Below are 19,693 nucleotides of genomic sequence, written 5' to 3'. Positions count from 1 at the left end.
GAATCTCTCCCGGCGGAATTGGATGATGACCGGTGGAGCCTGGCTGGGCTCTACCGTGCTTGGGTTGGCTGGCGAATCGCGTCGTGTCAAAACGATCTCTCTTTGCTTCACCACGGACCTCCACGGGCACATTGAGCCCACCCAAACGTACGATGACATCGGGGACGTGGGAGGGTTGGCGAGGTGTGCGTCGCAGATTCGCGAGTGGAGACGCCAGAATCCGGATTCGCTGTTGGTGGACATTGGCGATGTCTATCAGGGCACGGCGGTGGGATTGGAAACCGACGGAGTGGTGATGATCGATCTGTTCAATCGCTTGGGCTACGACGCTTGGGTGATTGGAAATCATGATCTGGATTGGGGCCGGGGAGTGATTGAAGGTGCGTTGGACCGGTCCACTCCCGCGGTACTGACGGGGAATTTGAGTGCGGACGGTCGGTCGGGAGATGACGCCCCGGGGCCGTGGCGCAAGGTGAAGCCGTGGTTGATCAAGGAAGTGGGAGGATTCCGAATTGGATTGGTGGGGGTGACGACGCCCGGCATGCCCTTTTGGTTGGCTCCGGAAACATTGGATGGGGTGGGAGTTTCTGATCCGACGGCTTCGTTGAAGCAAAGTGTTGCGGAACTGAGGGCCCAGAAGGTGGATGCGGTGGTGGCTCTGGGGCATATGGGATGGCGATTTGAGGACGATTTTGCGAATCCGATTCGGGAGATGCTGAAGGCGGTGCCTGAAGTGGATGTGTATTTGGCGGGACACAGTCATCGCGATGAGCCTTCCTTCCGGGTGGGAGACGTGCTGTGCAGTCAGGCGAATTATTTTGGGATTCATTGTGGCCGGGTGGACCTCGCGTTTGATTTGGAAACGCACAAGCTGGTGAACAAGCGGGCCTTCACGGTGCTCATGGATTCTCGATTTGCGCTGGATCCGGCCGTGATGGAGACGGCACAGCCGGAGTTGAAGGAATCGGCGGAGCATTTGGCGCGGGAGGTTTGCGAGGTGACGAGTCCCCTCCCGGAAACGGGCAAGCGTTCGTTGGTGACGGTGCTTTGTATGGCGTTTTCCGACGCTTTGACCAAGGCGGGCAAGCCGATCGACGCGGTCTTTCACGGCTCATTCGGGACCGGTGAAATCGAGCCTGGAATGAAGACGGTGGCGGATTGTTGGGAATGGTTGCCCTACGAGAATCTTCTCGTGACGGCGCAATTGACGCCCGCGGAGATCTTAGAGGTGGTAGCGGAGGGTGAGTTCCGCAGTGACCGGGCCCTTTGGCCATTGGAAGTCCAGCGGGGAAGCGATCGCAAACCGGTGGCGATTCTGCATGAAGGTCAACCGCTCGACCCCAGCCGACGCTACGGCATTGCCATGAATTCCTATGATGCGCAATCCGGCGGACGAAGCCTGATGCGGACTTTGGAGATCCTCGAACGGCCGGAATCCAAGCGGGAAATGACATCGATTGCCGCTCGTGAGGCGTTGATTGATTTCCTCCTTGAGAAGAAGACGATCTGAAGGGGTTTGCAGCGGTCTCGGGAATCGTCCGCATCACCCGATTGGGAGAGAGGATTCCTCTGGGGGCAGTTTTGTAGGATGTGAGGCGATGTTACGAATCAGGAGCCAAGGGAACGATGCGCGGAGGATGAGCCATTGGCTGGGCATGATTGCCGGAGCAACGATGGCGTTTTCTTGTGTCGGCTCGGCTGCAGTCACCGAGGAAGCGGTCGAGCAGTTGGCTCCGTCCGAGCAAGCTGCTTGGGAGGCGTATCTCCAGCGTTCGAAGGTGGCGGCTGAATTGAATGAGCAGGGACTGGTTGAGGAATTGTCATCTGAGGGTCTGGAGCGTGCTCGGAAAGCTCCGGACGGCGCGGATTTCAAGTTGCCGAAGCAGCCGGGTGATGGGTGGTATGGGAGTTCTGAGGCTCAGGCTCTGGCGGAGGTGTTGCTTTCCTATCAAACTCCGGCGGGAGGCTGGTCAAAGCACAATGGTTACTCTCAAGGGCGGCGGCTGCATGGGATGCAGTGGTCCTCGCAGTACGATCCGGGTCATCGGCCGCATTATCTAGGGACGATCGATAACCGTGCGACCACCGCGGAGATTCAATTTCTGGTTGAAGTGTGGCGGAAGACGAAGCGTTCGGATTGTCGCGAGGGAGTGCAACGAGGATTGCAGTATCTTTTGGCGGCTCAGAACCCTCATGGTGGTTGGCCACAGGTGTTTCCTTTGGAAGGAGGGTATCACGATGCCGTTACGCTGAACGACGATGCGATGACTCACGTGCTGGAGCTGATGAAGTCGGTGGCGGAGATGGATGCAGGCTTGGTGCGAGTGGGACTGAAGCGCGACTGCCAAGAGGCCTTCGAAAAAGGTTTGCTCTGCGCCGTTCGGATGCAGTTCGAAGGCAAGGGATGGTGTGGCCAGCATGATGCGATCTCACTGGCACCGGTGGCAGCGCGGGCCATGGAACCGGCGGCGCTGGTCAGTGTTGAGAGTGCCAATTTGCTCAAGGTTTTGATGAGCGTCGATGAACCGGACGCGGCCTTGGTGAGGTGCATTGAGAACGGTCTAAGCTGGTTGGAAGAAGTGGCGTTGACCGCGAATGACGAGAAGAGCCGGAAGTGGGCTCGATTTTATGAGTTGGGCACGGATCGTCCGATTTATCCCGGTCGCGATGGAGTGATTTACAAGGATTTCGATGCCTTGGCGCGACGCAATAAGGTCGGCTACGACTATGTGTCATCGCGCCCTGGTAGCGTCGTGGATCAAGCAGCGAAAAAATGGCGCAAGAAACTTGGGCATCATCCGTGATGGCGATCATTCGACTTTATCATGCCAAAAAAGATGCTCTGCCAAGGGGGCTCTTACGGATCGAGGATTGGGTTCATTCTCCAAGGGCCAACCGAGATAGATGAGGCCGAGTGCGAGGTGATTGGCGTCGTGTCCCAGCGATCGGATCCATTCTTGGGAACAGGCCACGGGTGGGGTGCTCCAAAAGGTGCCGAGGCCCTTTTCGTGGGCAGAGAGCATCAGGTTTTGGGCGGCGCACGAGGTGGCGGCCAGTTCTTCCCATTCCGGAATTTTGCCCTGGGGCTCCACGTGAGCGAGCAGGGCAATGACGACGGGTGCGCGACGAGGAGCCACTTCAAGCTTCTTGCGCTTGGAAGGATCCTGCTGGTTCTCGGGTGTAAGCTGATCGTAGAGATCCACTAGAGTCGTGGCGATTCGCTGGCGTGATTCTGGCGAGGTGAAAACGTGGAAACGCCAGGGTTGGGTCAAGCCGTGGGTGGGTGCCCAGTGGGCGTCTTCGAGGATGTCCGTGAGGAGTTCTCGCGGCACCTCCTTGTCGGGATCCATGGTGACGGGCTTGAAGGTACGACGGTTGCGGTAGATTGACATGTCAGTGACGGATGGAGATTTCGTGGGCACGATGGACTTTGCCCGCGGGCAGGGCGGAATGGATGGCGCAGGTGGTGTCGCTGGAAGATGGAGTGCGGAGGAAGGCGAGGAAGTCTGCCAGGTCGTCGTGATCGGTGTTGTCACTGGTGGTCACCGATCCTGGGTGGAGTGCGGGTTGACGGCGATGGACGGTTTCGAGGCAGCTGAGCCACGATGGAAGGAGAGAGAGCTTTACTCAAGGGCCTTGGCGGCGGCGTTTTGGAAGGCTTGGCGGAGGTTGGAACCGTCGGAGTTTGGAAAATTTGAGCGCTGCACGAGGAGGAGAAAAACTCGTTGTTTCGCGGGATCGATCCACACTTGGGTGCCGTAGGCTCCGCCGTGACCGAAGGAGCCTTGAGAAAGGGCGGCGGTGATGCCCTGAGGGTGTTGAATGACGCAGCAGCCGATGCCCCATCCATTGCCGGGGGTGAAACCGGTTTGAAGGTCAGCGGTTTGGACGCTCGACATGGCTTCGACACTTTCTGGGCTGAGGCAACGGTGTCCTTCGAGTTCTCCTTGACCAAGCAGCATCAGAGCAAATCGATGGTAGTCGCGAGCCGTGGAGAACAACCCGCCATTGCCTCTGGGGTAGCGATCGTGGGAGGTCACGGGTTTGCCAAACAGGAAGGATAGGGGCACAGCGCGGAGGGATCCGTCTTCCTGGCGTTCGTAGGAGGTGGCGAGGCGACTTGCCTGTTCTTCGTTGGGGTAGAAGGTGGTGTCGCGCATCCCGAGGGGGCCGAAGAGGTGCTTTTCGAGGTAGTCGGGAAAGGACTCACCGGAGGCCACTTCGACGGCGCGTGCAGCGGTATTGATGCTGGTTTGGCAGTAGCGCCATTGGCTGCCGGGGGTGAAATCGAGGGGTCGCGGACCAATCCGAGCGGTCAATTCCGCCAAGGTGTGGAGGTCGGCACCTTCGCCGGCTTCGAGATCCTTCATGCCGCTGGTGTGGGTGAGGCATTGGCGGAGAGTGATGGTCGCTGGCTGGCCATCGGGGCCTTTGAGGTCCTTGAATTCAGGGAGATATCGGTCGATGGAGGCATCGAGATCGAGTTTTCCTGCCTCGACCTGCTGCATCACGGCGGCTGCGGTGATCGGCTTGGACATGGAGGCGATCCAGAACAACGCATCCTCTCTCATAGGGGTGCCGTTCTCAAGGTGAGCGGCTCCTTGGCTGGAAAGGTGGCGGATTTCTCCTTCCTGTGAAACCAGGGTGACGGCTCCGGCGACTTCGTGAAGGCGAAGGGCTTCTTCTACGGCTTGGGTAGCGGGCTCAAGGAGGGGCTGGGCGTGGAGCATGAGGGTGGACAAGGCGAGAGCGGTGAGGGTTTTCATCGAGCGAAAGCTACGCCGGCCCAGGGGCGGGGCTTGCAGGGGACGGCAGAAAGAAAAAAGACCCGGCCTGCATGAGGCCGGGTCTTGGAAATAAGCGTGTCGAATGGCTTGGGGCAGATCAGTTCAACCAGAAGCTGAAGTAGAGGTAAGCCACGGCGACGATGATGATGACACCAATGGTTCCCATGTAGTCGCCGATGCCGATGGAGTCCTTCCAGGACTTCTTCACTTCGGGAGTCATGGTGGAGAAGGTCAAGTTGGTGGTCTTTTCGGCTGCTGGTGCCGGGGTGGCGAGGGAGGCCGCGATGACGACGATCACGCTGAACAGGGTGAGCCAACCATGGGCGTAGTACTGGTTGTAGTGGCCGATGGCGGCCAAGATCCCCTCCGTGGGTGGATTTTCCCGAGTGGTGACGATCGTCTGAATGGTGAGTTTGATCATGCCCGCAACAAAGCCACTGGTGAGGCCGACGAAGGCTCCGGTGGCATTGATCCGTTTCCAGAAGATCCCGAGGATAAAGACGGCGAAGATGGGGGGGGCAATGTATCCCTGAACCCCTTGAAGGTAGTCGTAGAGGCCTTGGCTTTCTTCCGCGACCTTCTTCATGATCGGGATCCAAAGGAAGCCGAAGCCGACGACCACGACGGTGGCGATTCGGCCGACGTTGACGAGTTTCTTGTCGCTCTGTCCGGGGCGGAGTTTCTCGTAGATATCAACGGTGAAGAGGGTGGCGCAGGAGTTGAACAGGGAGGCCAGCGAGGACATGAGGGCGGACATCAGGCCGGCAACGACCAATCCGCGAATGACCGGAGGAAGGAGGGTGGCCACCATCGTGGGGAAGACCTGGTCTCCGATGAGTTTGCCATTTTCCACCGGGATCTCGATGAGACCTTTTTTGTGGAGCGCCCAGCCGATCATGCCGGGAACGAGGAAGATGAACACTGGGGTCATTTTCAAGGCTCCCCCCCAGATGGCGCCACGGCGGGCTTGCTGGAGGTTCTTGGCAGCGAGGCAGCGTTGGACGATGTATTGGTCGGTGCACCAGTACCAGGTGCCGATGATGACGGAGGAGATCATGACGCCCAGCCAGGGGAAATTCATGTCGCTCAGCGGGCGCCAAAGGGCGAAGGAAACCTTCTCAGGTTTGGCGGAGGCGACAAGTTCCCCCCAACCGCCGAGGCGATCGAGGCCGAAATAGGTGATGAAGGCCGCCCCAGTCAGCAGCACGATGGTTTGAGCGACCTCCGTGTAAATGACGGCGCGCAGGCCACCGAAAACGGTGTAGATGCCCGTGAGGAAAACGGTGGTGAAGGCGCCAACCCAAAAGGCATTGTCAGGCGAACCAAAGGTGTCTGGCAGGAGCGTTTTGAAGACGATGGCTCCGGCATAGACGGTCACGGCCACCTTGGTGAACACGTAGGCGATCAGGGAGACGATCGAGAGGACCCAGCGGGAGCGAGCATCGAAGCGCTTCTCCAAGAACTCGGGCATCGTGAAAACTCCGGAGCTGTAGTAGAACGGGATGAAAAACCAAGCGAGCAGCAGCAGCACCCATCCTTGCATCTCCCAGTGGGCTTGGGCGAGGCCGTTGTTGGCGCCGGAGCCGGCGAGACCGACGATGTGCTCGGAGCCGATGTTCGATGCGAAAATCGAACATCCGACGACGAACCAACCGGCGTGTCGCCCGGCGAGGAAGTAGTCAGCGGTGCTGTTCTGTTGTTTGGAGGACCAGTAAACGATCCCCACCAACAGGCAGAAGTAGAGACCGATGACCGTCCAATCAATGCCCGATAGTTGGGGCGCGGTTTGGGCTAGGAATGCGAACATGGTATTCTGGGTCTGAAACAAACGGCCGCGGAAATCAGCCGTGAAGGGGCATTTATGGGATTCCTGGCGAGGCGGCAAGTATTCAGCGGGACATTCAGGAAAGGATTCTTGTAACGCCGTGGGAAAAGCGGGGTGGAATCTTGAGTTTATGGGGATTTGGAGGGAGTTTCGCAGTGTGGAAAGCGTGCGATTGGACAAATGGTTGTGGGCGGTGAGGCTCTTTAAGACCCGTGGATTGGCTGCCAAGGCATGTCAGAGTGGTCGGGTGAAGTCCGAGGGACGTGAGCTGAAGTCTTCGAGTCTTTTGCGTGGAGGTGAGGTGATGGAATTGCCTTATCCCGAGGGGCCAGGGACGCGGGTGGTGAGGGTGAAGGGCTTGCTTGAACAGCGGGTGAGTGCGGTGCTGGCAAAGGATGCCTGTGAGGATCTCACGCCCCCGGAAGTGGAGGAGAGCCGGAGGTTGTGGCGCGAAGAGCGATCGCAGCGGAAGGAGGGCGACCAGGGACGTCCAACGAAGAGAAATCGGCGTGAACTGGAGAAGGGACGCGGTTTTTTCGAGTAATCGGGTGCTGCGATTCCTCGCGAAAGAAAGGCTGCGAAGATTTCCGGAATCGGTTCGTATGGGGAGAACGTGCGCTGGGTTCTCTGTCTATGGTGGGTTTCGGCAGGGCTTTTGTCCGCTCAGGATGGAAGGCCGGAGGGGGCGGCGATCTATGCTCAATACTGCGCTTCCTGTCACGGCGAGGAAGGTCAAGGGGTTCCGGATGAAGTGGATGAACCGCTGCGCGGCGACCGCTCGCTGGATTCGCTGGCGCGCTATATTGACCGGCGCATGCCAGAGGATGATCCGGATCTGCTGAACGCGGAGGAATCGTCGAAGGTGGCGGAATACATCTACCACGCGTTCTACGCGGTGGAGGCGGGGGCGGAGGAGAGGCCGCGGCCAGCTTTTGCGCGGTTGACGAATCGGCAATTTCGCGAGTCGGTGGCCGATCTATTGGGGAGTTTCGGGCAGAGTCATTCGCGGGGCGAGGGAACGGGTTTGCGGGCGGTTTATTTCGATTCCGATGGGATGAATAAGAAGGCCCGCAAGGCATTGGAGCGGGAGGATCGGCAGATGTCGTTTGATTTCGGCACGGGGGCCCCGGCTGAGGGGATGAAAGAGGATCAGTTTTCGATCGCTTGGGAGGGTTCGCTGCTGCCCCCCGAGACCGGGTGGTATGAGTTCAAGCTGATCACTCCGAATGGGGCGCGCCTCTACCTCAATGGAGATTCGCAGGAAGGTGATGGAAATTTCCGGGATGATAGTGGTGCCAAGCGGCAGCCAGCATTCGTGGATGCTTGGGTGAGTTCCGGGTCCGAAGATCGTGAGGTGACGGCGCGAATGTTTTTGTTAGGGGGGCGGGCGTATCCGATTCGCTTGGATTACTTCAAATACCTGGATCCGAGTGGGCGACTCCGGCTGGAATGGACTCCGCCTCACGGGGTTTCGGAGGTTCTTGAAGCGCCATTTCTTTCGCCTGCTTCGGCAACGCGGGTGGCCGTGTGTTCGACCCCATTCCCTGCGGATGATGCGAGCGAAGGCTATGAGCGGGGAACGGGGGTGACCCAAGCGTGGCACGATGCCACGACGGCGGCGGCGGTGGAGGTGGCCAATCAAGTGGTGGACCGCCTTCGGGTTCTGAGCGGTGTGGAGGAAAACGACCCGCAACGCGTGGAGAAACTGAAGGAGTTTGTGGCGACGATGGCGGCGCGGGCGTTCCGGCGCGGACTATCTGAAGATTTGCGTCAGCGATATGTGGTGGCGCCTTTTGAGGGGCTGACTTCACCGGAAGCTGCGGTGAAGCGGGCGGTGATTCTCATTTTGAAGTCACCACGGTTTCTCTATCCGGAGATTGAGTCCAGCGTGGATGACTTCACGGTTGCCAGTCGGCTGGCGCTTGGGATGTGGGATTCGTTGCCGGATCGAGAATTGCGCGAAGCAGCAGAGCAGGGTCGGCTTCGTTCGCCGGAGCCAATCGAAGCACAAGCGCGGAGAATGATGGAGGATCCGCGGGCTCGGGCGAAGTTGCACGCGTTCTTCCAGCGGTGGTTGAAGCTGGATGGCGAAGGAGATTTGCAGAAGGATCCTGAGGCGTTCCCGGGATTTGATGCACAGATGGTTAGCGATTTGCGGCGCTCCCTGGAGATTTTTGTCGACACCATCGTTTGGAGCGATGCTTCCGACTATCGGGAGTTGATCTTGTCTTCGGAGATTCCCCTCAATGCGCGCTTGGCTAAGTACTATGAAGCCCCGATTCCGGAAGGACGGGGATTTGTGGAGGTGGCATTCGATCCTGCTCAGCGGGCAGGAATTCTCACCCATCCTTATCTGCTGGCGAGATTGGCTCATCCGGACAGCACTTCTCCCATCCATCGCGGGGTGTTTGTGAGTCGAAATGTGCTCGGGGGTTTGCTCAAGCCGCCACCGGAGGCCATCGCCTTCGACAATCATCAATTCGACCCGAGGATGACCATGCGGGAAAAGGTCGCCGAGATGACTCGCAGCGCGAACTGCATGACGTGTCATGAAACGATCAATCCTTTGGGGTTTTCATTGGAGAACTTTGACGCGGTTGGTCGTTTCCGTACGACGGAAGGCGAGCGGATGATTGATGCGGAATCGGATTTTCCCTCATTTGGGGGCCATACCTTACGACTGCGGGGACCGCGGGATGTCGCGGAACATGCGGTGGCTTCGGATCAGGCCCGTCGTGGTTTCATCCGGCAGATTCTCCAATACCAGCTGAAGCAGAATCCCGCGGTCTACGGGCGGGGGATGTTGGATCAACTGGACCATCATTTTGCTGCCTCCGGATATCACATTCGGAACCTCCTTGTGACCCTTCAATCTCAGGCTGCTCTGCTGGGAGCACCGAACCCCGAATCTGCACGCTGATGAATCTTTCCACCCGCCGCCAATTTCTTCGGCAGCTTGGTCTGTCTGCCGCTGCCGTACCGTTTCTCCCCGTGTTGCCGTCCTTGGCGCAGGAGACCACAGCGCATCCTTCGATGCAGCGGATCATTTTCATCTTCACTCCCAACGGGACGATTCCGCCAGCATTCTGGCCCGATGAAGTGGGTGCGAACTTCCAGCTCAAACGCATTTTGGAACCGCTGGCACCCTTCAAGGATCGGCTGCTCACCCTGCGAGGGGTGAGCAACAAAATCCGCGGCGATGGCGATGGGCACATGCGGGGCATCAGTTGCCTGCTCACCGCCGACGAGTTGCTGCCAGGGAACATCCAGGGAGGAAGTGACAAGCCCGCGGGTTGGGCCAGCAATCTGTCCATCGATCAGGAAATTCGGAATTTCCTCCAATCGCGGGCTGAAACCGCCACTCGGTTCGGTTCTTTGGAGATGGGGGTGGCCGTGCCGAATCGTGCGGATCCCTGGACTCGAGAGTCGTACGCTGGGGCGAATCAACCGCTCGCTCCGCTGAGTGATCCTTATGCGATGTTCGAGAAGCTCTACGGCAGTGTGAAAGATCGCGAGTCGTTGGGCAGTGTTTTGGACTCCGTGTGTGAGGATTTGAGGACGATCGCTGCCCGAGTTGACCGAGAAGAGCGGGACTTACTCGATCAACATGCGAGCTTTGTTCGGGATATGGAGCGAGATCTGCAAAGTGCTGGCACCCAGCAGCTCTTATTCCCTCCTCCGGCATTGGAGGCCGGGGTGGCGATCGACAACGATGGAATCCCTAAAATCAGCCGAATGCAGTCCGATTTGCTGGTCAGTGCGTTTGCCAACGGCATGGCGCGGGTCGCCACGCTTCAATACACCAACAGCGTGGGACAGGCGCGGATGCGCTGGCTGGATATTCATGATGATCATCACCATTTGTCCCACGAGCCGGATGAAAATGCCGACGCGCAGGAAAAACTGATCCGCATCAATACCTGGCTGTGCGGAGAGATTGCCTATTTGGTGCAACGCCTGGACGATACTCCTGAGCCGGGTGGTGGCGGCTCGATGCTGGATCATACGACGCTGGTCTGGACGAACGAGCTTGGAAAAGGCAACAGCCACAGCCTCGACAACATTCCGTTCGTGATGGTGGGGGGCGGTCTCGGTTTCCAAACTGGAAGATCCCTGCGATTTGACAACGTGCCGCACAATCGTCTTTGGCTCTCAGTGGCTCATGCCTTCGGGCATCGAATCCCGGTCTTCGGACAAGAATCGTTCTGTGACGGAGGGCCTCTTGATCTCGTGTGACGACTCTGACTTCGATTTCTCTAGTACGAAGATTCCCTAGCCGTCGTCTTCGCGGCGGGATTGGCATCGCATCTTCTTTGTAATTTCCGATTCATGTATCCAACCCAAGCAACCCTGATGTTTCCGTCCAGCCGACAAAGGCTGCTGACGACTGCCCTGCTTTTTGCAGGGATCGCTCCTCTTGCCGCCGTGGATTTCCAAGCCTCTTTCGAGGACGGGGAAACTCCGAAGGCTCTCGAGAACCAGGCAGAACACGCGTCCGGCGGACAAGCGATTCAAAAGAATGTGCAAGGCCGCGTGCCGAATGCCCTGATGAAGTCGATCGCCAAGGTCACCGCCTCGGCGGAGAATCCACCGAATGAAACCGCTGAGAGAGCTGCCGATGATGATGGGGGCTCGAAGTGGCTGGCCTTTCGTCCGAATGGCTGGATTCAGTATGAACTTTCCGAGCCGGGCGAGGCGGTGGCCTACACCCTGACCTCGGGGAATGACCACGCTGAGCGCGACCCGCGCGATTGGAAGGTGCTGGGATCCGATGACGGCAAGGACTGGAAGGAACTCGACGCTCGAAGCGGCGAAAGCTGGGGACCTCGCCAGCGCGGCCAGACGAAGCGGTTCACTCTGCGTTCGCCAAAGCGGTATCGCTTCTATCAGTTGAAGATCGATTCGATTCAAGAGGGCGATCGCTTTCAGCTCGCGAGCTGGGACCTCATTCCCAAGGAGTCGTCGATGGCCAAGGCGTCGCCGATGACGACGGAGATCGGCAGCGGGCCTTCATCCGGCTACAACATCAAGCCTATGGTGGGCTGGGATGGGGTGAAAGCGATGCGCTACGCTGGCCGCCATACGGGAGAAGGGCGGGGATATGCGATGAACCGTCTCTTTGATGTGAAGATTCCCGTTGGGAAGAATGCCCGTCTGAGCTACCAGATTTTCCCTGAGCTTACGGGCAACGATCTTCAGTATCCTTCGACGTTCACGGCCTTGAACTTGCGGTTCACGGATGGCACTCAGCTTTCGAGTCTCGATCCTGTGGATGCGTATGAGATTTCGGCGACCGCACATGGTCAGGGTGCCGGCAAGGTGCTGTATCCAAACCAGTGGAACAACGTCCGCATTGATTTGGGATCCCTTGCGGAGGGAAAAACGATCGAGGCGATCCAGATTTCATACGACAACGGCGGTGCCAGTGAAACGACGGAGTTTCAGGGCTGGATCGATGACATCAAGATCGAGCAGGAGCCGGCGCGCATCGATGGTTCCAGCCTGACTCACTATGTGGATACTCGTCGCGGGACGAATTCGTCGGGTGCCTTTTCCCGTGGATCGAACGAGGCGATCACCTGCGTTCCGAATGGCTTCAATTTTTTGGTGCCAGTGACCAACGCGGGCGCATCTTCGCGCGAGTATGCCTGGCAATCGGACAATGACGCGCAGAACCGCACGCGCCTTGAAGGATTGGCGGTGTCCCACCAGCCGAGCCCATGGATGGGGGATCGGAATCAATTCTCGATGATGCCGGTGGCGGGAGGAGAAACTCCTCCTGGCGGTCACCACGCCCGGGCGGTGCCTTTCGACCATGATGATGAGGTCGCACAGCCCGACTACTACGGAGTGGATTTGTCGAATCAGGTGAAGGCGGAGATGACGCCGACGAACCGTGGGATGATCTTCCGTTTCACTTTTCCAGGGGATGCGGGGAGCGTGGTCATGGATACGCCGACAGGGGATGGGGAAATGACCATTGACCCCGCAACGGGCCGGGTGACCGGCTGGGTCGATCATGGTGCGGGATTCCGAGTGGGGCAGTCGCGCATGTTTCTGGCTGGAAAGTTTGATCGCGTTCCGAAGAGCACTGGTCTCGCTCCCGGGGGGCGGGCTCTGACGAAGTACGCCACGTTTGATACTACTGGCGACAAGGTGGTTACGGTACGCGTGGCGACCTCGCTGATCAGCCTCGAGCAGGCGGAAAAGAACCTCGCCATGGAGGTCGGAGAGAAGTCGTTCGATGAAGTGCGTGAGGAGGCTCGCAAGGAATGGAATGAGCGTCTGGGGGTGGTGGAAGTGGAGGGGGCCTCGGAGACCGAATTGGTTTCTCTCTATAGCTGTCTCTATCGCCTCAATGTCTATCCGAACGTCCACTTTGAGAACGTGGGAACGGAAGAGAAACCGGATTTTCGTTATGCGAGTCCGGTGAGTCGACCAGTGGAGCGAAGCACGGCAGAAAAGACCGGGGCGGAGATTGTCTCGGGTCGCATGTATGTGAACAACGGCTTCTGGGATACTTACCGGACGGCGTGGCCCGCCTACGCATTGTTGTATCCGGAAATTGCGGCCGACCTGATCGATGGCTTCGTGGATCAATATCGAGCGGGAGGTTGGATCGCGCGTTGGTCATCGCCGGGATACGCCAACATCATGACGGGTACGAGCTCGGATGTGGCGTTTGCCGATGCTTACCTGCGGGGTGTGCCGCTGAAGGATCCATTGGCAACGTACGACGCCGCCATGAAGAATGCCACGGTGCCGTCGGACAATCAAAGCGTGGGTCGTAAGGGCCTGACGACATCGTTGTTCCTTGGGTATTCGTCGGCACGTGAGCACGAAAGTGTTTCGTGGGCGACGGAAGGCTACATCAACGATTTTGGCATTGGAAATATGGCGGCGGCCTTGGCAGAGGATCCCGCGACTCCCGAGGAACGTCGCTCGATCCTGCGTGAGGAAAGTGCCTACCTGTTGGAGCGTGCCTTGAATTATGTGAACTTGTTCGACCCCGCGATTGGGTTCTTCCAAGCCCGCAATGCAGACGGCACCTTCGCTGTTTCGCCTGAGAATTACGATCCGACGAAATGGTTCGGTCCCTACACGGAGACGAATGGATGGAACTTCTCCTATCATGCTCCGCATGATCCGAATGGTTTGGCCAATTTGTATGGCGGCCGTGCCGGATTGGAGAAGAAGATGGATGTGTTTTTCTCGACACCCGAAACGTCTCTGGGTCCGATTCACGAAGAGGTGGAGGCCCGCGATGCTCGTTTTGGCCAATGGGGGGTGAGCAATCAGGTGAGCCATCACGTGCCCTTCATTTACAATGGTGCCGGAGCTCCGGCGAAGTCGCAGAAGATCGTGCGCGAGGCTTTGCAGCGGTCCTTTACCGGATCGGAGATTGGTCAAGGATATGCAGGCGATGAGGACAATGGTGAAATGTCCGCATGGTATTTGTTCAACGCTTTGGGGCTCTATCCTCTGCAGGTGGGCTCGGACCAGTTGGTGATCGGTTCGCCGTTGTATGAGAAGGCAACGGTGCATCTGAGCAACGGGAAGGAGTTGGTCATTTCGGCGCCGGGCAATGACTCATCGACGGTTTACATTCAGTCGCTGAAGGTGGACGGAAAGCCTTACGCTTCGACGTCGATCGATTCTTCGATGTTCCAAGAGGGAGGAAAGTTGGAGTTTGTGTTGGGGGCGAAGCCTTCTCGTTGGGGTGCAGCACCGGAGGAAGCTCCGCCGTCATTGACCGAGGGAGGGGAGGTGGCACGTCCCCTCTCGGATATTCTGAATCTGGGCGAAGCGCGGGTGCAGATCGGGGACGGTCAGGATGCTGCGGCCTTGTTCGACAACTCCTCGGCCACGGAGGTGACCGTTGGCGAAGGAACGGGTGAAGTGACCATTGAGCTCCCTTCGGATGAGCATGTGGCGACGTTCTACACGCTGACGGCAGGGCGCGAAGAGGCCGATCCCGTTTCATGGAAATTGGAGGGTAGCCAAAACGGCAACCTGTGGTCGGAGATCGACTCCCGGAGCGGGCGAGTTTTTGCCCACCGGCGCCAGACCTTGCCGATGCAGATTCAAAAGCCGGGAGCGTTTCGCCAGTATCGGCTGAGCATGACCCGCCCGGATGGGAAGATCGTGTTGTCGGAAATCGAGCTGCTGGCGAAGTCCGCGGCGCGGCCTCCTGCCGCCCGGTAAAGGGTGAACGCTTAAGGGAACGACCCTGCCTGCGCCGAGCGGGCGGGGTCGTTTGGCTTTCCTTCAGGGGGCGGAATTGATGAGAGGGTACGCCGGTCTTACGGCTCCCGGGCTTCGGCGAGTGTGAACCACTCGTGTTCCAGCGAAGCGTCGACAGCGGGGGCGGGGCGATTGGCGCGGGCATACCAGTAGCAGGCATTGCCATAGTCGCCCTCTTCCCGATGGAGCCAGGCGTGAATCCAGGCTCCGAACGGTCCGGGAATTTCCTGGCAGAGATCGTGCGCGGCTTCCCACTGGCCGTTTCGAGCCCACCAAAGGGCCCGAGAAATGGCATCCAATTCAGCGGGAGGGGAGTCGTCGTGGCGGGCGGAATGGGCGAGTTCCTCGGTGGTCATGAGGTTCACGCTTCCAGATTCGGGCTGGAGGGCCAAGGCCCGTGTCGGATTCGTGACTGGCTTTTTTGCCATTTTGCATGTCCCAATGGCGGGGATGAAAGTTCTCCCCTTGTTGCTCCTCCTGACGCAGTGGGCTCCGGCCGACATGCTCCCCCAACTTGATGGAAAGCCCTGGACCGGATGGTTCGCAGGGTATGAGTCGAGAAAGTTCCGCTTCGGCGTGAACCGGGAAGGTGAGGCGTTTCTGATGCCGATGAAGAATCGGGATGAGACGATTTACAACAAGCAGTGGATCCGACTGACGCCAGTGATTGAGGAATTGCGGTCCGGGCGTGGTCCGGTCACGAAAAAGACCGAGTTGAATGGCTGGACGGCGCTTTCGGAAAAGAGCGATCAGGCGGAAAGGATTTCCTATCGTGGAACAGTGACCGGCGGGGCGGTGTTTGAGGTGACTCTGGAAATCGATGGAGCGAGTGTGCGGGCCAAGGGTCGCTTGGTGGAAAAGGGTTCCCTGGCGAACAAAGAGCTGCGTTTTGGGTGGCGGGTGAAGATTCCGAATCTCTACTACAACCAAAAGGACGAGAAGAAGCTGGAGGACGGAACCAAGGGAGATCGGTATGAGTTTGTCCGTGCCGATGGGGAGAAAGTTCGGTGGGATGGCTGGGACTCGGTGAACGGGGATGAGGTGACGGGTGAGGGGTTCACGGCGGCGCGGCTCGATCTTGAACCCTATGATGCACGGGTGACGTTTGAGACCGAAAAAGGAGGCCTTTTCGAACTTTGGAATGGCGGAGAAAAGCCTCTCTACCAAGGAATTGGCGTGAATTGGATCCACCATCCTGAAGCGGATCCGAAAGGAGAGGCTCACTTCACCATGACCTTCAAGTGATCGATCCGGGCTTGCCAGCGGGAGCCGAGTGAAAAGGATGCCGGCCGATGGCCATCCGACAAATCCTCACTCACCCGGGCAGCGCCCATAAGGACGAATTCCTGGCCTGCGCCGTGCTGGCTGGGCTCCACGGCGTGCCCATCGTGCGCCGCGAACCGACTGCGGACGACCTTGAGGATGCGCAGACAGCGGTCGTGGACGTTGGGGGTGAGCATGTCCCGGCCAAGCGGAATTTTGATCACCACCAGTTTCCGGTCGAGGCACCGCCATGCTGCGCATTGAGCTTGGTGCTGATGGATCTGGGGGTCTACGACGATGCTCGGAGTTTCTGTGACTGGCTGGAAACGGCGGAGCGCTTCGATGTGACGGGGCCGAATGCGACGGCGGCTTGGCTGGGGGTGGATCGCGATGTTCTGGCGCGATTGATTTCACCAGTGGATGTCACGTTGTTGCGGCGTTTTGCGAAGTGTTCCCGGCTGGAGTCCGGTGATCCCCTGTATGAGGTGATGCGGTGGATCGGTGCGGATCTGGTGGAGTTTTTGCATACTCTCCGGGAGCGGATTTTGTTTGTTGGGCAGCATGCGGAGGTGTGGGAAGTTGAGGGTTTGAAAGTGCTCTTTTTGCCGCGGACGGAACCCATGCCGGCGGAGCCCTCTGCGGGCATCGGTCGCTACCTTGAGGAGGCGGGTCTGGAGTCGGAGGTGGCGGCGTTGGTGTATCCGGACCGGCGCAGCACCGGGTATGGTCTCTCCCGGCACAATGACGATCCGCGATTTGACTTCACTCAGATTGATGGGGAGGAGGATGTGCATTTCGCGCACGCACGTGGATTTGTGGCGAAATCAACGGCCGTCGATCCGGACCGCATTCGCCAGCTTCTGGCTCTTGCGAAGGTTTGAGCGGCTCAATCGTGCGCAAAGCTGGGGCGGGGATGCCTCTTTACGTGGAGTGGATTGGGTGGAAGTTCCCCCATGCCGTTCCAAATCCAGGTTGAGTTGATCTATCAGGTATTGCAGCCCAGTACGGTGCTGCTTTCACTGCATGCGCTTTCGACGCCCAACCAACAGTTGATTCAGGAGACGTTCTCCGTGAATGAGGGAGTGCGTTGCGAGATTTTCCCATTGGAGATTGGACAGAACCGCTATGTTCGGGTGGCCACGGGAGATCAGGAGGAACTCAAGTTGGTCTATGAAGTGGAGGTCGAGACGCATCCGGACTCTCAGCGGATTCGCGACATCCGGGATGTTCCGGTCGGTCATTTGCCGCGGGTAGCGCTGCCGTATTTGTTCCCGAGTCGTTACTGTGAGTCGGATCGACTCTATCGTTTGGCGGGGCAGTTGTTTGGAAAGATCGATCATCCGCTCGCTCAGGCGCAGGCGATCTCCGATTGGATTTTCCAGAATGTCAGTTATGTGCCGGGCATCTCCAACGCGAGTACCGGGGCCTGTGAAACTCTGGTGGAGCGGGCAGGGGTGTGCCGTGATTTCGCGCATCTCGGAATCGCCTTGTGCCGCGCTTTATCGATTCCCGCTCGCTACTTTACCGGGTATGCCTGTGGAATGAAGCCGCAGGATTTTCATGCGTGTTTTGAAGTCTGTGTGGGGGGCGATTGGTTTGTTTTCGATCCGACCCGGCTTGCTGCCCCCAATGGATTGGTGAGGATTGCTTCCGGACGGGATGCGGCAGATGCGTCACTGGCGACGATTTTTGGAGCGATGAATCTGACTTCGATGAAGGTCTCGTGTGAGTCATCGGATTTTCAACCTTTGCACCGTGAGGATCTTCAAGGGCGAGCCGTGAACCTGGAACCTTGATGGACGACCACTTGCTTCACATTCGGCATCGCACGGAATATCGCTACGCGTTTCCGGTGCGATTCGGCACCCACCGGTTGGTGATGCGGCCGCGCGAGGGCCACGATTTGCGGGTGGAGTCGCATCAGTTGAGTGTGTCCCCAGAGGCGTCGGTGACGTGGACGCGTGATATTTTCGGGAATTCGGTGGCGTGGGCGCGCATGGAAGGGGAGTCGACCACGCTGGAAGTGATTTCAGAGGTGGTGGTCCGACGTTTTTTCGATCCTTCTTCGCCGCCGACTTTTGACCACAGTCCCAGCGCTTATCCTCCGGAGTATGACGGCATTGAGCAAGGAGTGGCGGCGGCCTATCTGGCTCCGGTGTTTCCAGAAGAAACCCAGGCGCTGCAAGGTTGGTTGACGAGTTTGCCGAAGCCGACCGATTTTCCGAGCATCGAAGCATTCGTGGTTCGGTTGACCGAGTGCATCAAGGATGCCGTGAAATACCAACGACGTGAGAGCAAGGGGGTGCAATCGCCGGGATCGACCTTGGCGTTGGGGTCCGGGTCCTGCCGGGATTCCGCGACGTTGATGATGGAGACCTTGCGTCACCTGGGGATCGCTGCGCGATTTGCGAGTGGGTATCTCGACTGCCCGGCGACTCGGGCGGCAAGAGGGTCGACCCATGCATGGACCGAGGTGTATTTTCCCCATCTGGGATGGCGGGGATTTGATCCCACCACGGGGAGGGTGTGTGATCATCGCCACATTGTGACAGGAACCAGTCACCATCCGCGCGGAGTGATGCCGTTGTCGGGACGTTATTCGGGCCCGGCCAATGCTTTTCTTTCGATGTCGGTCGGGGTGGAGTTCAGTTCGCCGGAAACATCGATCGCCTAACGGGGGAGGGGGCGAGGGGAGGGCTCGGGGTTGACGTCGACGGCGACGCGGAGCCGGTGGTCACTTCCCCCCATGGTCACGCCACGAATGGGGCTGACATCGGCATAGTCGCTGCCATAGGCGACGACGATGTGGCGTTGGCCGGGGCGAAGGTTATTGGTGGGATCGAATTCGATCCAACCATGGTCGGGAACAAAGACGGAGACCCAAGCGTGGGAGGCATCGGCGCCGATGAGCTTGGGCTTTCCGGGTGGAGGGAGAGTTTCGAGATAGCCGGAAACGTAGCGCGCTGGGATGCCCAGGTTGCGGAGGGCGGCGATCATGAGGTGGGCGAAGTCCTGGCAAACCCCTGCACGGGTTTTGAAGACCTCGCTGACGGGAGTGGCCACATTGGTGAATCCGGGTTTGAACTCGAACTCGGTAAAGATGCGCTCGTTGAGGGCAGAAACCGCTTCCACCAGCGGTCGGCCCTGAGGAAAGTCTTTGGCGGTCAGTTCGGTGAGGCGTGGGAGTCGAGGAATCATCCGCGAGGGAAGGGTCGATTCTCTGGCCATGGCAGTTTCGGGATCTCCCGGCGTCTCGATGCGTGCGGAGACCTCATTCCATGGGCAGGACGCTTCGAGCAGGAGCTGGGCTTGTGGGCGCATCTCGACGCGACTTTCGGCCTCGATCGTGAGCTCGCTGTGGGGATGTTGGATGGCGAAGTAATCGACATGGTTGCCGAACCCATCGAGGTGAGACGACGAGATGTCGGGCTGCGGACTGACCTTGAGCCGAAAGCTGAGGCACTGCTGAGTGGGCAGATCGAGGGGCCGCAGCCGGGCAAGGTTGTGGCAAAGATTGGCCGGGTCCTCGTAGAGATAGGTGGTGCGATGGCGGATGCGGTAAACCATGGCTTCG

Annotated in this window: 16 protein-coding genes; 10 read left to right on the top strand and 6 right to left on the bottom strand. The window is 58.7% G+C overall.

Going from position 1 to position 19,693, the window contains the following annotated elements; all coding sequences use genetic code 11:
* Nucleotides 1–22: 22 nt before the first annotated feature.
* Together HNR46_RS15635 and pelA are read left to right on the top strand one after the other, a co-directional pair.
* Nucleotides 23–1,510 carry a bifunctional metallophosphatase/5'-nucleotidase gene (locus HNR46_RS15635; protein WP_184020451.1) on the top strand — a complete coding sequence of 496 codons (1,488 nt, stop codon included), beginning with the start codon at nt 23–25 and terminating at the stop codon, nt 1,508–1,510.
* Nucleotides 1,511–1,637: 127 nt separating this feature from the next.
* Nucleotides 1,638–2,804, top strand: coding sequence for a pectate lyase (gene pelA / locus HNR46_RS15630; protein WP_184020449.1), 1,167 nt, complete (start codon nt 1,638–1,640; stop codon nt 2,802–2,804).
* 6 nt (nt 2,805–2,810) lie between these two features.
* Here pelA and HNR46_RS15625 read toward each other — a convergent pair whose 3' ends face one another.
* From HNR46_RS15625 to HNR46_RS15610, 4 genes are all read right to left on the bottom strand, one after another.
* Entirely contained in the window at nt 2,811–3,392 is a 582-nt protein-coding gene (locus HNR46_RS15625) for a nitroreductase family protein (protein ID WP_184020447.1), read from the bottom strand.
* A 1-nt stretch (nt 3,393) separates the two neighbouring features.
* Nucleotides 3,394–3,546: a hypothetical protein gene (locus HNR46_RS15620; RefSeq protein ID WP_184020445.1), complete on the bottom strand. Its 153-nt coding sequence runs from the start codon at nt 3,544–3,546 to the stop codon at nt 3,394–3,396.
* A gap of 77 nt (nt 3,547–3,623) precedes the next feature.
* Nucleotides 3,624–4,766, bottom strand: a complete 1,143-nt coding sequence (locus HNR46_RS15615; protein WP_184020443.1) for a serine hydrolase domain-containing protein — start codon at nt 4,764–4,766, stop codon at nt 3,624–3,626.
* A gap of 118 nt (nt 4,767–4,884) precedes the next feature.
* On the bottom strand, nt 4,885–6,594 hold the full coding sequence (locus tag HNR46_RS15610; protein WP_184020441.1) for a sodium:solute symporter: 1,710 nt from the start codon (nt 6,592–6,594) through the stop codon (nt 4,885–4,887).
* Nucleotides 6,595–6,778: 184 nt separating this feature from the next.
* Here HNR46_RS15610 and HNR46_RS15605 point away from each other — a divergent pair, with 184 nt between their 5' ends.
* From HNR46_RS15605 to HNR46_RS15590, 4 genes are all read left to right on the top strand, one after another.
* Nucleotides 6,779–7,156, top strand: a complete 378-nt coding sequence (locus HNR46_RS15605; protein ID WP_343076052.1) for an RNA-binding S4 domain-containing protein — start codon at nt 6,779–6,781, stop codon at nt 7,154–7,156.
* 69 nt (nt 7,157–7,225) lie between these two features.
* Nucleotides 7,226–9,532 carry a DUF1592 domain-containing protein gene (locus tag HNR46_RS15600; protein ID WP_184020439.1) on the top strand — a complete coding sequence of 769 codons (2,307 nt, stop codon included), beginning with the start codon at nt 7,226–7,228 and terminating at the stop codon, nt 9,530–9,532.
* Nucleotides 9,532–10,848 (top strand): DUF1552 domain-containing protein, encoded by a 1,317-nt coding sequence (locus tag HNR46_RS15595; protein ID WP_184020438.1) that lies wholly within the window; start codon nt 9,532–9,534, stop codon nt 10,846–10,848. Before HNR46_RS15600 ends, HNR46_RS15595 begins: the two co-directional genes overlap by 1 nt.
* 93 nt (nt 10,849–10,941) lie before the next feature.
* Nucleotides 10,942–14,817, top strand: coding sequence for a GH92 family glycosyl hydrolase (locus HNR46_RS15590; RefSeq protein ID WP_184020437.1), 3,876 nt, complete (start codon nt 10,942–10,944; stop codon nt 14,815–14,817).
* Between the two features lie 98 nt (nt 14,818–14,915).
* Here HNR46_RS15590 and HNR46_RS15585 read toward each other — a convergent pair whose 3' ends face one another.
* Nucleotides 14,916–15,284, bottom strand: coding sequence for a hypothetical protein (locus HNR46_RS15585; protein ID WP_246418139.1), 369 nt, complete (start codon nt 15,282–15,284; stop codon nt 14,916–14,918).
* Between the two features lie 22 nt (nt 15,285–15,306).
* Here HNR46_RS15585 and HNR46_RS15580 point away from each other — a divergent pair, with 22 nt between their 5' ends.
* The 4 genes from HNR46_RS15580 (at nt 15,307) to HNR46_RS15565 (ending at nt 18,793) form a co-directional block, all read left to right on the top strand.
* A complete protein-coding gene (locus HNR46_RS15580; RefSeq protein ID WP_184020436.1) occupies nt 15,307–16,101 on the top strand; it encodes a hypothetical protein in 795 nt (264 codons plus the stop codon).
* Between the two features lie 47 nt (nt 16,102–16,148).
* Nucleotides 16,149–17,000, top strand: a complete 852-nt coding sequence (locus HNR46_RS15575) for an MYG1 family protein (protein WP_184020435.1) — start codon at nt 16,149–16,151, stop codon at nt 16,998–17,000.
* Nucleotides 17,001–17,072: 72 nt separating this feature from the next.
* Complete coding sequence (locus tag HNR46_RS15570; protein WP_184020434.1) at nt 17,073–17,915, top strand: transglutaminase-like domain-containing protein; 843 nt, start codon at nt 17,073–17,075, stop codon at nt 17,913–17,915.
* Entirely contained in the window at nt 17,915–18,793 is an 879-nt protein-coding gene (locus tag HNR46_RS15565) for a transglutaminase family protein (protein WP_184020433.1), read from the top strand. The genes HNR46_RS15570 and HNR46_RS15565 overlap by 1 nt, the downstream gene beginning before the upstream one ends.
* Here HNR46_RS15565 and HNR46_RS15560 read toward each other — a convergent pair.
* A complete protein-coding gene (locus HNR46_RS15560) occupies nt 18,790–19,686 on the bottom strand; it encodes a transglutaminase family protein (RefSeq protein WP_184020431.1) in 897 nt (298 codons plus the stop codon). The genes HNR46_RS15565 and HNR46_RS15560 overlap by 4 nt on opposite strands.
* Between the last annotated feature and the right edge of the window lie 7 nt (nt 19,687–19,693).

The organism is Haloferula luteola (assembly GCF_014201715.1).
GTDB lineage: Bacteria > Verrucomicrobiota > Verrucomicrobiia > Verrucomicrobiales > Akkermansiaceae > Haloferula > Haloferula luteola.
The sequence above is the reverse complement of the archived record's forward strand: the minus strand, read 5'-3'. Positions and strand labels throughout refer to the sequence as shown.

Bases quoted from the DNA above. Each gene is read 5' to 3' on its own strand.
- HNR46_RS15570 (WP_184020434.1), top strand. From the start codon at position 17,073: ATGCCGTTCCAAATCCAGGTTGAGTTGATCTATCAGGTATTGCAGCCC.
- HNR46_RS15560 (WP_184020431.1), bottom strand. From the start codon at position 19,686: ATGGTTTACCGCATCCGCCATCGCACCACCTATCTCTACGAGGACCCG.
- HNR46_RS15575 (WP_184020435.1), top strand. From the start codon at position 16,149: ATGGCCATCCGACAAATCCTCACTCACCCGGGCAGCGCCCATAAGGAC.
- HNR46_RS15595 (WP_184020438.1), top strand. From the start codon at position 9,532: ATGAATCTTTCCACCCGCCGCCAATTTCTTCGGCAGCTTGGTCTGTCT.
- HNR46_RS15610 (WP_184020441.1), bottom strand. From the start codon at position 6,594: ATGTTCGCATTCCTAGCCCAAACCGCGCCCCAACTATCGGGCATTGAT.
- HNR46_RS15580 (WP_184020436.1), top strand. From the start codon at position 15,307: ATGAAAGTTCTCCCCTTGTTGCTCCTCCTGACGCAGTGGGCTCCGGCC.
- HNR46_RS15615 (WP_184020443.1), bottom strand. From the start codon at position 4,766: ATGAAAACCCTCACCGCTCTCGCCTTGTCCACCCTCATGCTCCACGCC.
- HNR46_RS15565 (WP_184020433.1), top strand. From the start codon at position 17,915: ATGGACGACCACTTGCTTCACATTCGGCATCGCACGGAATATCGCTAC.
- HNR46_RS15635 (WP_184020451.1), top strand. From the start codon at position 23: ATGATGACCGGTGGAGCCTGGCTGGGCTCTACCGTGCTTGGGTTGGCT.
- HNR46_RS15585 (WP_246418139.1), bottom strand. From the start codon at position 15,284: ATGGCAAAAAAGCCAGTCACGAATCCGACACGGGCCTTGGCCCTCCAG.
- pelA (WP_184020449.1), top strand. From the start codon at position 1,638: ATGAGCCATTGGCTGGGCATGATTGCCGGAGCAACGATGGCGTTTTCT.
- HNR46_RS15590 (WP_184020437.1), top strand. From the start codon at position 10,942: ATGTATCCAACCCAAGCAACCCTGATGTTTCCGTCCAGCCGACAAAGG.
- HNR46_RS15625 (WP_184020447.1), bottom strand. From the start codon at position 3,392: ATGTCAATCTACCGCAACCGTCGTACCTTCAAGCCCGTCACCATGGAT.